General features: G+C 71.2%; 9 protein-coding genes. 4 read left to right on the top strand and 5 right to left on the bottom strand.

Going from position 1 to position 15,996, the window contains the following annotated elements:
- The first annotated feature begins 115 nt into the window (after window positions 1-115).
- The 4 genes from OG272_RS42485 to OG272_RS42470 all read left to right on the top strand — a co-directional run bounded on the left by OG272_RS42485 (window position 116) and on the right by OG272_RS42470 (window position 9,905).
- Window positions 116-1,837 (top strand): sulfate permease, encoded by a 1,722-nt coding sequence (locus tag OG272_RS42485; protein ID WP_327726681.1) that lies wholly within the window; start codon window positions 116-118, stop codon window positions 1,835-1,837.
- 328 nt (window positions 1,838-2,165) lie between these two features.
- The gene (locus tag OG272_RS42480) at window positions 2,166-3,140 is read left to right on the top strand and encodes a GNAT family N-acetyltransferase (RefSeq protein ID WP_327726682.1); all 975 of its coding nucleotides are present in this window, start codon (window positions 2,166-2,168) and stop codon (window positions 3,138-3,140) included.
- A 291-nt stretch (window positions 3,141-3,431) separates the two neighbouring features.
- Entirely contained in the window at window positions 3,432-8,624 is a 5,193-nt protein-coding gene (locus OG272_RS42475; RefSeq protein ID WP_405895793.1) for a family 43 glycosylhydrolase, read from the top strand.
- A 279-nt stretch (window positions 8,625-8,903) separates the two neighbouring features.
- Complete coding sequence (locus tag OG272_RS42470) at window positions 8,904-9,905, top strand: LLM class flavin-dependent oxidoreductase (RefSeq protein ID WP_405895792.1); 1,002 nt, start codon at window positions 8,904-8,906, stop codon at window positions 9,903-9,905.
- 325 nt (window positions 9,906-10,230) lie between these two features.
- Here the strand turns inward: OG272_RS42470 and OG272_RS42465 are convergent, their stop codons facing one another.
- The 5 genes from OG272_RS42465 to OG272_RS42445 all read right to left on the bottom strand — a co-directional run bounded on the left by OG272_RS42465 (window position 10,231) and on the right by OG272_RS42445 (window position 15,994).
- Window positions 10,231-11,142, bottom strand: a complete 912-nt coding sequence (locus tag OG272_RS42465; protein WP_327726685.1) for a lysophospholipid acyltransferase family protein — start codon at window positions 11,140-11,142, stop codon at window positions 10,231-10,233.
- A 4-nt stretch (window positions 11,143-11,146) separates the two neighbouring features.
- A complete protein-coding gene (locus OG272_RS42460; protein WP_327726686.1) occupies window positions 11,147-11,929 on the bottom strand; it encodes a GNAT family N-acyltransferase in 783 nt (260 codons plus the stop codon).
- A 159-nt stretch (window positions 11,930-12,088) separates the two neighbouring features.
- Window positions 12,089-13,114 carry a hypothetical protein gene (locus OG272_RS42455; protein ID WP_327726687.1) on the bottom strand — a complete coding sequence of 342 codons (1,026 nt, stop codon included), beginning with the start codon at window positions 13,112-13,114 and terminating at the stop codon, window positions 12,089-12,091.
- A gap of 175 nt (window positions 13,115-13,289) precedes the next feature.
- On the bottom strand, window positions 13,290-14,039 hold the full coding sequence (locus OG272_RS42450) for a succinate dehydrogenase/fumarate reductase iron-sulfur subunit (RefSeq protein ID WP_405895791.1): 750 nt from the start codon (window positions 14,037-14,039) through the stop codon (window positions 13,290-13,292).
- Window positions 14,036-15,994, bottom strand: a complete 1,959-nt coding sequence (locus OG272_RS42445; RefSeq protein ID WP_326574415.1) for a fumarate reductase/succinate dehydrogenase flavoprotein subunit — start codon at window positions 15,992-15,994, stop codon at window positions 14,036-14,038. The genes OG272_RS42450 and OG272_RS42445 overlap by 4 nt, the downstream gene beginning before the upstream one ends.
- Window positions 15,995-15,996: the final 2 nt, after the last annotated feature.

The following is a 15,996-nucleotide window of genomic DNA, read 5'->3' as shown; positions in this document are numbered from 1 at the left end:
ACCCCGGCCGATCGGCCCCACGGCCACCGCCACCGCCCCGCCACCGCCCCGCCACCCCCGTCGCGTTCCCCCCACCCGCGGTAGATCCTGAGATCCCCGGGCCGAAGGGAGACGCATGGCCGACGCCCCCGCCGAGCGCACAGCGGCATGGCGCCGCCTTCTCCCGGGCCTCGCCACGCTCCTTGGCTATCGACGCTCATGGCTACGCGGAGACCTGCTCGCCGGCGCGACGGTCGCCGCGTACCTCGTCCCGCAGGTCATGGCGTACGCCGTCGTCGCCGGGCTGCCGCCCGTGACCGGCCTCTGGACGATGCTGCCCGCCCTCGCCCTGTACCCCCTCCTGGGCTCCTCCCGCCTCCTGTCGGTCGGCCCGGAGTCGACGGCCGCCCTGATGACGGCGGCGGTGATCGGCCCGCTCGCGGCAGGGGACCCGCACCGCTACGCCGTCCTCGCCGCCGTCCTCGCCATCGCCGTCGGCCTGCTCGGTCTCCTGGCCCGCGCGCTGCGACTCGGTTTCGTCGCCGAGCTGCTCTCCCGCCCGGTCCTGATCGGATATCTGGCCGGCCTGGCACTCATCATGGTCATGGATCAGCTGCCGAAGCTCGCGGGGGTCGAGGCGTCCGGCTCGGAGTTCTTCCCGAAGCTGTGGTCCTTCCTCCGGCACCTCGACGACGCCCGCCCGGCCACCGTCGTGTTCTCGGCGGTCGCGATCGCGTTCCTCTTTCTCGTGCCCCGCCTCTCCGGCGCTCTCCCCGGCCCTCTCCTCGCCGTCGTCCTCGGTACGACCGCCGTCGTCGTCCTCGACCTCGACGACCGGTACGGCATCGACGTGATCGGCGCGATCCCGTCCGGCCTGCCGGGCTTCGCCGTGCCGGACCTGACCGAGCTGCCGTCGTTGCTGCTGCCCGCCCTGGGGGTCCTGCTCGTCAGCTACACGGACGTCGTCCTGACCGCCCGCGCGTTCGCCGACCGCGCCGACAAGGGCCCGGGGTTCGACCCGAACCAGGAGTTCCTGGCGCTGGGCGCCGCCAACCTGGGCGCCGGGGTGCTGCACGGCATGCCGGTCAGCAGCAGCGCCAGCCGAACCGCGCTGGCCGCCTCGGCGGGCGCCCGCAGCCAGGTGTACGCGCTCGTCTCCGGCGTGGCGGTCCTCGCCGTACTGCTCTTCCTCGGCTCGCTGCTGAACCGCACCCCGTCGGCCGTGCTGGGCGCGATCGTCGTCTACGCCGCCGCCCGCATGGTCGACCTGGCCGGCTTCCGCCGACTGGCCACGTTCCGGCACCGGGAGCTGCTCCTCGCGGTCGGCTGTCTGGCCGGCGTGCTGGCCTGGGGCATCCTGTACGGCGTCCTGGTCGCCGTCGGTCTGTCGGTGGCCGAGCTGCTGACCAGGGTGGCCCGTCCCCATGACGCCGTGGAGGGACTGGTGCCGGGTGTGGCCGGCATGCACGACGTCGACGACTACCCGGAGGCCCGGACGATCCCCGGGCTCCTCGTCTACCGCTACGACTCCCCGCTCTTCTTCGCCAACGCGGAGGACTTCCGCCGCCGCGCCGTCGCCGCCGTGGACGAACAGGAGGAGAGGGGGGAGACGGTGCGCTGGTTCCTGCTCAACGCCGAGGCCAACGTCGAGGTCGACATCACCGCCCTCGACGCGGTCGAGGAACTCCGCCGCGAACTGACCCGTCGCGGCATCGTCTTCGCCCTCGCCCGTGTGAAACAGGACCTGCTCGACGAGTTGGAGGCGTACGGCCTCGCCGAGTCGGTCGGCGAAGACCTGCTCTTCCCGACGCTGCCGACCGCCGTGGCCGCGTACCGGGCGTGGTACCGCGACGGGTGACCCCCGATCCCACCGACCGGCTGCGACCCGACCCACCGGGTACGGCCCCACCCACCGGGTACGGCCCCACCCACCGGGTACGGCCCCACCGCCCGGGTACGGCCCCACCGCCCGGGTGCTACGGCCCCACCCACCGGGCGCGGCCCCACCGCCCGGGTGCTACGGCCCCACCCACCTGGTGCGGCCCCACCGCCCAGGTGCTACGGCCCCACCGCCCCACCGCCGTGCCACCTGCCCGCCGCGATCCCACCAGCCCGCCGTGGTGCCACCCGCCGACCGCCCCGAAATCCCGTTGCGGTCCCCACCCCCGCCCCGTGACAGTGACCCCATGACGACGACGCACACCACCCCCCTGCCGCCCGGCCAGACCGTGCGCCCGGCGACGCTCGACGACGCGGAGGCGGTGTGCGCGCTGCTCAACGAGATCGACGTCCTGGAGATCGGCCGCGCCGAGACCGAGCTGGGCGAGGTGCAGGCCGATCTGAAGCACCCCGAGGCGGACCTGGAGCAGGACTCCTGGCTGCTGTTCGACGGGGACCGGCTCGTGGCGTACGGGCTGCAGTGGGACGAGTCCGGCGGCGAGCGCATCGACATGGACCACTACACCCTGCCCGGTCAACCGCTCGGCGCGCTGCACCTGTTCGACCTGATGGAGGCCCGGGCCGCGGAGCGCGCGGCGGCCAACGGGGCGGACCGGGCCGTCGTGCACATGCACCTCAACATCGCGCCGACCATGGACCTCGACGCGTTGCGCGGGCGCGGCTGGCGCACGGTCCGCCGCTACAACGTCATGGCCCGCCCGCTCTCCCCCACCGAGCCTCTGCCGGTGCTCCCGCCCGGCGTGACCCTGCGCACCTGTGCCGCCGAAGCGGACCGCAGGCAGGCCCATGCCCTGCTCCAGACGGCCTTCGCCGACCACTTCGACTTCCAGCCGCGTACGTACGCACAGTGGCTGGACGACATCGACGCCGCACACGTCGACTGGTCGCTGATCTGGATCGCCCACGTCGACGGTCTCGGTGACGTGGCGGCCCTGCGGTCCCGCAACGACCGTTCCGCCATGGCCTGGATCGCCAGCATCGGCGTCCTGAGCGAGGCCCGCGGCCGGGGCCTCGGGAGCCTGCTGCTCCGGCACGCCTTCGGTCACTACGCGGCGCTGGGCCGCGACCGCGTCGGCCTCGGCGTCGACACCGACAACAGCAGCGGCGCCCTCGCTCTCTACGAACGGCACGGCATGAAGCGGGACTTCGCGGTGGACACCTGGGAGCTGATACGCCCCGTGGAGCGCACCCCGGCCGAGTGAGCCGGGCGGCAGGACATGGAGGGGCGGCACGTCGACGCCCCGTCAGGCCACGACGAAGCCCCCGTTCCCTCTGGGAACGGGGGTTCGCGTTCGACCTGTCGGACATTGTTCGAAACCTCTTGACGCCTCACCACACGCCGATTGACACTCTCGCAACACGACGTCACATGGTGGAAACAGCGGGAAGCCCGGGGCGAGGGCTCCCGCCCCTTTTCGACCCCCCTCCCCCTTGCTTTCCCCTTGCCTTCGCCACCTCTTCATCAGCCGTGCTCTCAGCAGGGATAACTCGATATGACGTACATAGAACGTCTGCGCGGCCGCGCGAGACGCTGGGCGGGTCCGCTCGCCGGACTGACAGCCGCGTCACTTCTTCTGGGCCTCGCCGGGCCCGCCGCGCCGGCCGCCGCGGACAGCGCCGACCTCACCGCCGGTCTGGCGCTCTGGTACAAACTCGACGCCGCCTCCGGCACCACGGTCGCCGACGCCTCCGGCAACGGCCGGGACGGCACGCTGAACGGCACGGCCGGCTGGACGGGCAACGGCCAGGGTCTCGCCTTCAACGGTTCGGACACCTACGTCAAGGTGCCGAACGACGTCATGAAGGGCATGGACTCGATCAGCGTCTCCATGGACGTGCTGATGGACGAGTCGCAGACCGGCCCGTACTTCATCTACGGCTTCGGCAACACCAGCGGCGGCGCGGGCAACGGCTACCTCTTCGCCACCGGCAACTCGCTGCGCACCTCCATCGCGTCCGGCAACTGGTCGACCGAGCAGAACACCCGGCCCTCCGACTCGCACAACTTGACCCGCTCGGTGTGGAAGCAGCTCACCTACACCCAGACCGGCACCACGGGCGTGCTGTACGAGGACGGCGTGGAGGTCGGCCGCAACACGTCGGTCAGCATCACCCCGGGCTCCATCGGCTCGGGCACCACGACCGCCAACTACCTGGGCAAGTCGGTCTACACCAGCGACAAGCTCTTCAAGGGCAAGATCCGTGACTTCCGGGTCTACGACCGCGCCCTCGCCGGTTCCGAGGTCGAGCAGCTCTCGCTCCCCATCGCCGAGGAGGGCGTCGCCGCCGACAAGGCGGCCCTCACCCTGGGCGACACCAGCGCGGTGACCACCGACCTGGACCTGCCGAAGACCGGCACGGCCGGCGGTTCGTCCATCAGCTGGGAGAGCGACAACACCGACGTGGTCTCGGACTCCGGCGCGGTGACCCGCCCCGCCGCCGGTGAGCCGGACGGCCACGCCACGCTGACGGCGACCCTGAAGAAGGGCACCGCGAGCGCCACCAAGACCTTCGAGGTCACGGTCCTGCCCGCCTTCGACGACACGACCGCCGTCAAGCAGGCCGCCGAGGCACTGACCGTGCACAACCTCGACGACGCCCGCGGCAACCTCACGCTCCCGACCGACGGCGACTTCGGCACCGAGGTCTCCTGGTCCTCCGCGAACGCGGACGTCGTCTCCGCCGAGGGCGAGGTCCACCGTCCCGCGCACGGCGACGGCGCCACGACCGTCGAGCTGACCGCGACCGTCACCAAGGGCGACGCGAAGACCACCCGCGACTTCACCGCGAAGGTGCCCGAACTGCCCGCGAAGCAGGCCTACAAGGGCTACATGTTCAGCTACTTCACCGGCGAGGGCACCTCGGACGGCGAGCAGCTCTACGCGGCCCTGAGCAAGGGCAACGACCCGCTGAAGTGGCGGGAGTTGAACGACGGCAAGCCCGTCCTGACCTCCACGCTCGGTGAGAAGGGCCTGCGCGACCCGTTCATCATCCGCTCCCCCGAGGGCGACAAGTTCTACCAGATCGCCACCGACCTGAGGATCTACGGCAACGGCGACTGGGACGCCTCCCAGCGCACCGGCAGCAAGTCCATCATGGTCTGGGAGTCCACCGACCTGGTGAACTGGACCAACCAGCGCCTGGTGAAGGTCTCCCCCGACTCGGCGGGCAACACCTGGGCCCCCGAGGCGTACTACGACGAGCAGCTCGGCGAGTACGTCGTCTTCTGGGCGTCGAAGCTGTACGACAACGAGGCGCACTCCGGCGACACGTACAACCGCATGATGTACGCGACGACCCGTGACTTCTACACCTTCAGCGAGCCGAAGGTCTGGGTCGACCGCGGCTACTCGGTCATCGACTCCACGGTCATCCAGCACGACGGCGAGTACTTCCGTCTCTCCAAGGACGAGCGGAACAACACGTCCTCCACGCCCAACAGCAAGTTCATCTTCGAGGAGAAGAGCGACTCGCTGCGCAGCCTCTCCTGGACCGCGGTCGCCGAGGGCATCGGCAAGGGCGAGATGAGCGCGGCCGAGGGGCCGCTGGTGTTCAAGTCGAACACCGAGGAGAAGTGGTACGCGTTCCTCGACGAGTTCGGCGGTCGCGGCTACATCCCCTTCGAGACGACCGACCTGGCCTCCGGCGTCTGGACCCCGTCCAGCGACTACGACCTGCCGTCCAAGCCCCGGCACGGCACCGTGCTCCCGGTCACCCAGGCCGAGTACGACCGGCTGCTGCAGACCTACCAGCCGGACCAGATCGTCACGAGCGTCGAGGACACGAAGGTCGAGACGCGCATCGGTGACGCCCCGGTCCTGCCGGCCACCGTCATCGCGGAGTTCGCGGACGGCGCCAAGCGGCCCGTCGCCGTCACCTGGGAGGACGTGGACGCCTCGCAGTACGCGCAGGCCGGCACCTTCACGGTGAAGGGCGACCTGCCGGGCGACGCGGCGATCGAGGTCACCGCGGAGGTCACGGTCTCCGCCGAGGGCCCGGACGTCCCGGCCGACCTGCTCCTGCACTACGGCTTCGAAGAGACCGGCGGCAACATCGCCCGTGACTCCAGCGGCCACGGCTACCACGGCACCTACGTCCGTACGCCCGACTTCGGCACCGGCGTCGACGGCGGCTCGTTCAAGATGTCCGGCGGCTCCAGCAGCTCGACCTCCCCGTACGTCAAGATCCCGAACGGCGTGCTGAAGAACGCCGACAGCATCACCGTCGCCACGTACGCGAAGTGGAAGGGCGGCGACAACTGGCAGTGGCTGTTCGGCCTCGGCCCCGACAGCGACAAGTACCTTTTCGCCAGCCCGTCCAACGGTTCCTCGTCCCTCTACTCGGCCATCACGGCGGCGAGTTGGGGCGCGGAGAAGAAGCTGTCGGGGGCGCGGCTCCCCGTCGGCGAGTGGAAGCACGTCACCGTCACCATCGACGCCGGCTCCAAGACCGCGGTCCTCTACGCGGACGGCATCGAGGTGTCCCGCGCGACCGACGTCGTCGTCAAGCCGTCCGAGCTGTACGACGCGAACAAGGACTACAGCGGCTACATCGGCCGGTCCATGTACTCCCCCGACCCGTACTTCGGCGGTGAGGTCGACGACTTCCGGATCTACAACCGGGCCCTGACGGCCGCCGAGGTCCTGGAGATCAGCGGCAACACCACGGGCATCGCGAAGGTCACCCACCCGGACCTGAAGACCGACGCGATCATCGGCGACGCCGACAGCCGGATCACCCTGCCGATGAAGCCGGGCACGGATCTCACCAAGCTGGCACCGGAGTTCACCCTCGCCCACGGCGCGGCGATCAGCCCCGCCTCCGGCAGCGTGCAGGACTTCAGCAAGCCGGTGACGTACGAGGTCACCGGTTCGGACGGGAAGAAGCGCACCTGGACGGTGTCGGCGCGGGAACTGAAGAGCCCGGTCATCCCCGGCCTCAACGCGGACCCGAACATCGTCCGCTTCGGTGACACCTTCTACATCTACCCGACCACCGACGGCTTCGAGGGCTGGAGCGGTACGCAGTTCAAGGCGTACTCCTCGACCGACCTGGTCCACTGGAAGGACCACGGCGTCATCCTGGACCTCGGTCCGGACGTCTCCTGGGCGGACAGCAGGGCCTGGGCGCCGGCGATGGAGGAGCGGAACGGCAAGTACTACTTCTACTTCTGCGCCGACGCGAACATCGGTGTCGCGGTCTCCGACTCCCCCACCGGCCCGTTCACGGACGCCCTGGGCAAGCCGCTGCTCAAGGCGGGCGCGTACAGCGGCCAGATGATCGACCCGGCGGTCTTCACCGACGACGACGGCAAGACGTACCTCTACTGGGGCAACGGCAGGGCGTACGTCGTGCCGCTGAACGACGACATGGTCTCCTTCGACGCCTCCAAGGTCACCGACATCACCCCGAGCGGCTACAACGAGGGCACCTTCGTCATCAAGCGCAACGGCACCTACTACTTCATGTGGTCGGAGAACGACACACGTGACGAGAACTACCGCGTCGCCTACGCCACCGGCTCCTCGCCCACCGGGCCCTGGACCAAGCAGGGCGTGGTCCTGGAGAAGGACCTCTCGCTCGGCATCAAGGGCCCCGGCCACCACTCGGTGGTCCACGTCCCGAACACCGACGACTGGTACATCGTCTACCACCGCTTCGCCATCCCCGGCGGTGACGGCACCCACCGCGAAACCACCATCGACAAGCTGGAGTTCGACGCCGACGGCCTGCTGAAGAAGGTCGTGCCCACCCTGGAGAGCATCGACCCGGTCACCATCGTCCGCGCCGGCCCGGACGCCTCCGGCAAGGAGGGCGCCAAGATCGAGCTGAACGGCACGATCTCGGGTGCGGGCACCGCCAAGTGGACGACCGAGAAGGGCGCGCCGTGCGCCTTCGCGGACGCCAAGTCAGCGAAGACCACCCTCACCTGCACCGACAACGGCACCTACGAGGTCACCCTGACCGGTGGCCGGAGCACCGACTCGGCGACCGTGACCGTCACCAACGCGGCCCCGAAGATCACCTCCGCGACCGGCCCGAAGTCCCCGGTGGCGGTGGGCAAGGGCACGTCGGTCACGGCCAGGTTCACCGACCCGGGCACCCGTGACACGCACACCTGCACGGTCGACTGGAAGGACGGCACCAAGCCGACGGCCGGCAAGGTCGCGGCCGGTGGCTGCAAGGCCGAGCACACCTACCGCAAGGCCGGCGTCTTCCGCCCGGTGATCACCGTCACCGACGACGACGGCGCCTCGGCGAGCAGCACGCTCCCCGAGCTGATCGTCTACGACCCGGCCGGTTCCGCGACGGGCATCAGCAGCTTCACCTCGCCCGCCGGGGCCTTCCCGGCAGGCCCGAAGCTGACCGGCACGACGAGCTTCTCCTTCACCGCCAAGTACGGCAAGCGCGACACCAAGCCGTCCGGGAAGGCCTCGCTCGACTTCGCCCGGGCCAAGCTGAAGTTCCGCTCCACCGGCTCCGACTGGTTCGTGGTCACCGGTTCCAAGGCCGTCTACCAGGGCTCCGGCACGGTCAACGGCAAGAGCGGCTACGCCTTCCGCATCACCGCCACCGACGGCCCCGACACCTTCAAGATCAAGATCTGGAAGAAGTCCACCGGCACGGTCGTCTACGAGAACAAGACGGCCGCGAAGACGAAGGGCGTCACCATCGGCCGCAAGTAACACCGAGTCCAGCGACACCTGAACCGAGCCGCGTCCGGATCCCTTCCGGGCGCGGTTCGGTTTGAGGGGTGTGGGGCGGGTGGCCATCCACGGCTCCGGTGGGGGCTGGTCGCGCAGTTCCCGCGCCCCTTAAGGGCCTTGCGGCCCTCTCGGGCCGAAAAAGCAAGGGGCGCAGCCCCGGCTTTTTCAGGGGCGCGGGGAACTGCGCGACCAGCCCCCACCGGACCCGCAGCCCGCAACGTCAGGGAATCGCCCAGCCCCCAGAACGTTGAACCCCATATGAGCCCGGCCCTCTCCTCCACCCGCTTCTCCGTCCTCGACCGTTCCCGCACCCGCGAGGGCCACACCGCCCCCGAGGCTCTCCGGGACACCGTGCGCCTGGCCCAGCAAGCGGAGCGCCTCGGCTTCCACCGCTTCTGGGTGTCGGAACACCACGGCGTACCCGGCGTGGCCGGCTCCGCCCCCACCGTCCTGGCCGCAGCCGTCGCCGCGGCCACGCGAACCATCCGGGTGGGCACCGGCGGGGTCATGCTCCCCAACCACCGCCCCCTGGTCGTGGCCGAGCAGTTCGGCGTCCTGGAGTCCCTGTTCCCGGGGCGGATCGACATGGGGCTCGGCCGGTCCGTCGGCTTCACGGACGGCGTACGCCGGGCTCTGGGCCGGGACAAGGACGATGCCGACGACTTCGCGGGCCAGCTCGACGAGCTGCTCGGCTGGTTCGGCGGGACGTCCCCGACCGGGGTGCACGCGCGCCCGCCGGAGGGCCTGGCCGTACCCCCGTTCGTCCTCGCCATGGGCGAGGGTGCCGAGATCGCCGCGCGGGCCGGCCTGCCGATGGTGATCGGCGACCTCCGCGACCGCGACAGGATGCGGCGCGGCATCGACCGCTACCGCGCCGGGTTCCGCCCGTCCGCCTGGGCCGAGGAGCCGTACGTCGTCGTCTCCGGCACGGTCGCCGTGGCCGACACCCCGGAGCAGGCCCACCGCGTCCTCCTTCCGGAGGCCTGGGCCATGGCGTACTCCCGCACCCACGGTACGTTCCCGCCGCTCGCCCCGGCGGACGAGGTCGAGCGGCGGACGATGACGGCCAAGGAGCGGGGCTTCTACGAGTCCGGGCTGACCGGCCAGGTGTACGGCACGGAGGAGCAGGTCGCGCACGAGCTGGAGTCGGTGATCAAGGAGACGGGTGCCCAGGAGATCCTGGTCACGACGAGCACGTACGACCGCGAGGCGCTGCTGGAGTCCTACCGGGGTCTGGCCCGGATCGCGGGCCTGGGCTGATCCCGCTCGGACGGCTGGGGCGTGCCCCTGCCGCGAGCCTGAACTGATCCCGGCCGACAGACCAGGACGAGCCCCTGTCACGGACCTCAGCCGACCCCGGGCGACAGACCGGGACGAGCCCATGTCGCGGCCCTGGACTGCCCCCCAGCCGACAAACCGCGACCAGCCCATGTCGCGGCCCTGGACTGCCCCCCAGCCGACAAACCGCGACCAGCCCCCGTCACGGACCTCAGCCAACCCCCAGCCGACAGACCGCGACCAGCCCCCGTCACGGACCTCAGCCAACCCCCAGCCGACAGACCGCGACCAGCCCCCGTCACGGACCTCAGCCAACCCCCGGTCGCGGAGCGGAAGCGATCTCGGTCGCCGGTGCGGGCCGGGGCCGAGACCCCGTCGCGGAGCGCGGCCGTGCGCCCCGGCAACCGCCGCGCGGACCCGGTACGTGCTCGACCATGGCCTCCACGTCGACGACCGCCGTCTGCGCGGCTCCCGCCAGGGCCCGCCGGTCGCGAGGGCCGGCCGGGTCGATGACGGGCCGTACGTCCACCTCGGCGACGACCCCGCGCGCCGACACCACCCGCCACACCGACGCGAGCAGCGAGTCGTCACCGACGTAGGCGGGGGCGGTGCTCGCCCCGCCCCCGGTGAACCGGTAGCGGAGGCGGACCGGCTGCACGGGCACGCCGGCGTCGAGCGCGGCCTGGAACACGGCCCGCCGGAAGCGGCCCTGGGCGCGGCCGCACCAGGTGCTCCCCTCGGGGAAGGCGACGACGGCCGCGCCGCCGCGCAGGACCTCGGCGACGCGCGCGACCGTCTCCGGCAGCGCGCGGATCCGGTCCCGCTCGATGAACAGCGTCCCGCCCCGCGCGACGAGCGCGCCCAGCACCGGCCACCGCCGGATATCCGATTTGGCGAGCATCCGCGCGGGACGCACCGCGCCGAGCAGCGGTATGTCCAGCCAGGAGACGTGGTTGGCGACGAGCAGCAGCCCGCCGGTGGACGGTGCGGCGCCGGAGATCCGTATGCGGACCCCCGAGGCCCGCACGGTCCACCGGCACCACCGCCGCACGACTCCGGGCGGCACCCGCAGGCCGACGAGACGCACCAGGACCCCGACGGCGACCAGGGCCACGACCGCCGTGAACCGCGCGGCGGCCCGGGGCAGGGCGGCGACCGGCCCGGTCGCCTCCACACACGCCTGCGGGCTGCAGGGCGCGCTGGGCAGCCACCCGCTCACCGGGTCACGCCGCCGGTACGAGGGAGAGGAAGTGCCGCAGGTAGCGGGCGTCGACCCGGCGCATCGACAGCAGCACGTACAGGTCGGCGACACCGAAGTCGGGGTCGTGCGCGGGCTCGCCGCAGACCCAGGCACCGAGCCGCAGATAGCCGCGCAGCAGCGGCGGCAGTTCCCTTCGGGCCGCCGGGGCCTCGTCCTGCGGGACCCAGGGCAGCAGCGGCCGTACCCGGTACTCCTCCGGCGCCAGGTGCCTGTCCCGCACCCGGTCCCAGGTCGCGGAGGCGAGCGTGCCGCCGTCGGCGAGGGGGATCGAGCAGCAGCCGGCCAGCCACTCGTGGCCCCGGTCGAGCATGTAGCGGGCGATGCCCGCCCAGATGAGGCCGATGACCGCGCCGTCCCGGTGGCCGGGGTGGACGCAGGAGCGGCCGACCTCGACGAGGCCGGGCCGGACGGCGTCGAGGTTGGTGAGGTCGAACTCGCCCTCGGAGTACAGCCGTCCGGCGACGGCGGCCCGCTCCGGCGGCAGCAGCCGGTAGGTTCCCACCACGTCCCCGGTCAGCGTCTCCCGGACGAGGAGGTGGTCGCAGTACGCGTCGAACGGGTCGACGTCGAGCCCCGGCCGCGGGCCGGCCAGCAGGGCGCCCATCTCTCCGGCGAACACGTCGTGCCGCAGCCGCTGGGCGGCACGGACGTCGGCTTCGTCGCAGGCGAGGGTGACGGAGTAGCGGGTGGGGACCGCTGACGGGGACGGCAGGGGAGGGGTGTCCAGAGCGGATACGGCGGTCATGGCTCACTCCAGGTCACGGGCCGGTTCGGCCTGAGCGGAAGGACAGGCAGGTCGGGTGCGGCCTGCGCGTACCTGTTCTTCCGACGCCGTCTGGCCTTCGCGTGACCGGTGGCGGGAGCCCGGATGTGCGCTTGCTGAACGGAACGGTCCCGGTGTCGGTCACTTGGCCGGAACGCAACCCCCGAGCCACGTGCGGGTTTCATCGGCGTCGAGGACCCGCTCCAGGACGAGATCGCCCGTCATCCGGGGGAAGAACCGCCCGGCGGCCCAGCTCCGCTCGTACGGCGGGGGATCGAGCACCAGCAGCCGTACGCCGTCGACCACGGGTATGTCGCTGGGCGTCCCCTCGTTCCACACCCACTCCCCGCCGGGCGTCACGAGATTGAACGACCCGGTCGTCGGCACCCGCCCCGGCGCGTCCCGGCACACGGCGACCTCCTGTGCGGACGGCGCCCGGCCGTCCACCCGACCGCCCCCGACGAGAACCCCGGCGAGCAGCGTGTGCAGCTGGAAGTTGTCCCCGATCCCGCTCATCCGCATCGCGTAGCCGGTGCCGCTCGGCCGGTGCAGCACGACCAGCGGCTCGTCGTCGAGCACGAGCAGGGCGTAGGCGAGGCACTTGAAGTCGTGTCCGGACGCCTCTTCCACGGTCCGCAGGGCCCGGAACAGCCGCGCACGCGGCCCGGCGCCCAGCCCGGTCCGTACGGCGGCGTGGTTGAGCTGGGCGACGGCCGCCATCTCCCAGCGCGGAAGCAGCCACCAGCCGAGGGCCGCCTCCATGCCGACCCGTTCGACGACCGCGGGATCGGGATCCCCGTCGTCCGGCTCGGGGAAGTCGCCGCCGCCCGTCGCCGACCAGCGCTCGCAGAACTCCCCGGCGGCGCCGAGTGCCCACTCGAGCCCGTGGAAGATCGCCGGCGCGCAGTCGGCCGGGTCCGCGCCCCGCTCGACACAGGCACCGATCACGATGGCGACCATGGTGTCGGGCCCCGCGGGCAGCTCCGGCAGCAACGCGGCCAGCCGGGGCGCCGCCTGGGCGATCTCCTGCTCCCCCGCTCCCTCGAACCGCCGGCGCATCTGTTGGTACGCACGCTGGAGCCGGGCACCGTCCCGCTCCCGCACGGCGGCATCGAAGCAGGCGACAGCCTCGAGGAACCGATCCCTCCCCCTGCGCCCGAAAATCATGCGCGCAGCCTACCGACGCCCGGAAATCCAGACGGGGCCGGGGATGAGCACCACTCCCGGCCCCGCCCGTCCGCACGATTCGGCGAACGATCAGCGCCCCTTCAGGGGCGCGGGGAACTGCGCGACCAGCCACATACGGCCCGCACCCCGAAACAGACGGGCACTCAGCGGAGCGCTACCGCTTACCGGCCTTGCGAGCGGCCCGCAGCCACTCCTTGTTCATGCTCGTGATGGAGACCAGCGGAATCCCCTTGGGACAAGCGGTCGCGCACTCACCGGCCAGCGTGCACCCCCCGAACCCCTCCTCGTCCATCCGCTCCACCATGTCCAGCACCCGCGTCTCCCGCTCGGGCGCCCCCTGCGGCAGCACGTTCAGATGGTTGATCTTGGCCGACGTGAACAACATCGCCGCCCCGTTGGGACAGGCGGCCACGCAGGCCCCGCACCCGATGCACTCCGCGTGCTCGAACGCGAAGTCCGCGTCCGGCTTCGGCACCGCCGTGGCATGCGCCTCCGGCGCGGCCCCCGTGGGCGCCGTGATGTATCCCCCGGCCTGGATGATCCGGTCGAACGCCGACCGGTCCACCACCAGGTCCTTGATCACCGGGAACGCCGACGCCCGCCACGGCTCCACGTCGATCGTGTCGCCGTCCGAGAAGGACCGCATGTGCAGTTGGCAGGTCGTCGTCCGCTCGGGCCCGTGCGCGTCCCCGTTGATGACCAGCGAGCACGCCCCGCAGATCCCCTCCCGGCAGTCGTGGTCGAAGGCCACCGGGTCGTCACCGCGCAGGATGAGTTCCTCGTTGAGCGTGTCGAGCATCTCCAGGAAGGACATGTCGGGCGAGATGTCGTCCACCTCGTACGTGGACATGGCGCCGTCGGCGTCGGCGGCCCGCTGCCGCCATACGCGCAGGGTGAGCTTCATGCGTAGCTCCGCTGGGTGGGGTGGACGTACTCGAAGACCAGGTCTTCCTTGTGCAGCACGGGGGCCGCTCCGGTCCCCGTGAACTCCCAGGCGGCGGCGTACGAGAACTCCTCGTCGCGGCGCTCCGCCTCACCGTCCGCCGTCTGGGACTCCTCACGGAAGTGACCGCCGCACGACTCGCCGCGGTGCAGCGCGTCGAGGCACATCAGCTCGGCGAGTTCGAGGTAGTCGACGACCCGGTTGGCCTTCTCCAGGGACTGGTTGAACTCCTCGCCCGTACCCGGGACCTTGATCCGCCGCCAGAACTCCGCGCGGATCTGCGGAATCCGCTCCAGGGCTTTCCGGAGCCCGCTGTCGGTACGGGCCATTCCGCAGAACTCCCACATCAGCTCGCCGAGTTCACGGTGGAAGGAGTCGGGCGTACGGTCGCCGTCGACGGCGAGCAGCAGGTTCAGCCGGTCCTCGGTCTCGGCCAGCACCTCCTGGACGACGGGGTGTTCGGGGCCGATCCCGCTCGGCTTCGGATGCCGGGCGAGGTAGTCGTTGATGGTCGCCGGCAGCACGAAGTACCCGTCGGCGAGGCCCTGCATCAGTGCGGACGCGCCGAGCCGGTTGGCCCCGTGGTCGGAGAAGTTGGCCTCGCCGATCGCGAACAGGCCGGGGACGGTGGTCTGGAGGTCGTAGTCCACCCACAACCCGCCCATCGTGTAGTGCACGGCCGGGTAGATCCGCATCGGCACCTCGTACGGATCCTCGTCGGTGATCCGGTGGTACATGTCGAAGAGGTTGCCGTACTTGGCCTCGACGGCCCCCCGTCCCATCCGCGCGATGGCGTCGGCGAAGTCCAGGTAGACGCCCTGCCCGCCGGGCCCGACGCCCCGTCCTTCGTCGCAGACGTTCTTCGCGGCACGGGAGGCGATGTCACGCGGAACCAGGTTGCCGAAGGAGGGGTAGATCCGCTCCAGGTAGTAGTCGCGCTCTTCCTCGGGAATCCGGTTCGCGGGCCGCTGGTCCCCCTGCGCCTTCGGCACCCAGATCCGCCCGTCGTTGCGCAGCGACTCGCTCATCAGCGTCAGCTTGGACTGATGGTCGCCGGTGCGCGGAATGCACGTCGGATGGATCTGCGTGAAGCACGGATTCGCGAACAGGGCGCCCCGCCGATGCGCCCGCCACACGGCCGTCGCGTTCGAGTTCATGGCGTTGGTCGAGAGGTAGAAGACGTTCCCGTACCCGCCGCTCGCCAGCACCACCGCGTCGGCGAAGTAGGTGTCGATCTTCCCCGTGATCAGGTCGCGTGCCACGATCCCGCGCGCCCGCCCGTCGATCACGATCAGGTCGAGCATCTCGGTCCGCGGGTGCATCTCCACGTTCCCGGCCGCGATCTGCCGCGACAGCGCCTGATAGGCGCCCAGCAGGAGCTGCTGCCCCGTCTGCCCCCGGGCGTAGAAGGTCCTGGACACCTGTACGCCGCCGAAGGAGCGGGTGTCGAGCAGACCACCGTACTCCCGCGCGAACGGCACCCCCTGCGCCACGCACTGGTCGATGATCTCCACCGAGATCTGTGCGAGCCGGTGCACGTTCGACTCACGCGCCCGGAAGTCGCCGCCCTTGACGGTGTCGTAGAACAGCCGGTGGACCGAGTCGCCGTCGTTGCGGTAGTTCTTCGCGGCGTTGATGCCGCCCTGCGCGGCGATCGAGTGGGCGCGGCGCGGGGAGTCCTGGTAGCAGAACTGGACGACGTGGTAGCCCTGTTCGGCGAGTGTGGCGCCGGCCGAGCCGCCGGCGAGGCCCGTGCCGACGACGATGACGGTGTGCTTGCGGCGGTTGGCGGGGTTGACCAGCTTGGCCTCGAAGCGGCGCCTGTCCCAGCGCTCGCCGACCGGGCCCTCGGGCGCCTTGCCGTCGACGACCGGTTCACCGGTCACGTAGTCCGCGTACTCGGAGGACGTAGTCATGT

Origin of the sequence: Streptomyces sp. NBC_00104 (assembly GCF_045160825.1) — a bacterium.
Classification (GTDB): Bacteria; Actinomycetota; Actinomycetes; order Streptomycetales; family Streptomycetaceae; genus Streptomyces.
The sequence above is the reverse complement of the archived record's forward strand: the minus strand, read 5'-3'. Positions and strand labels throughout refer to the sequence as shown.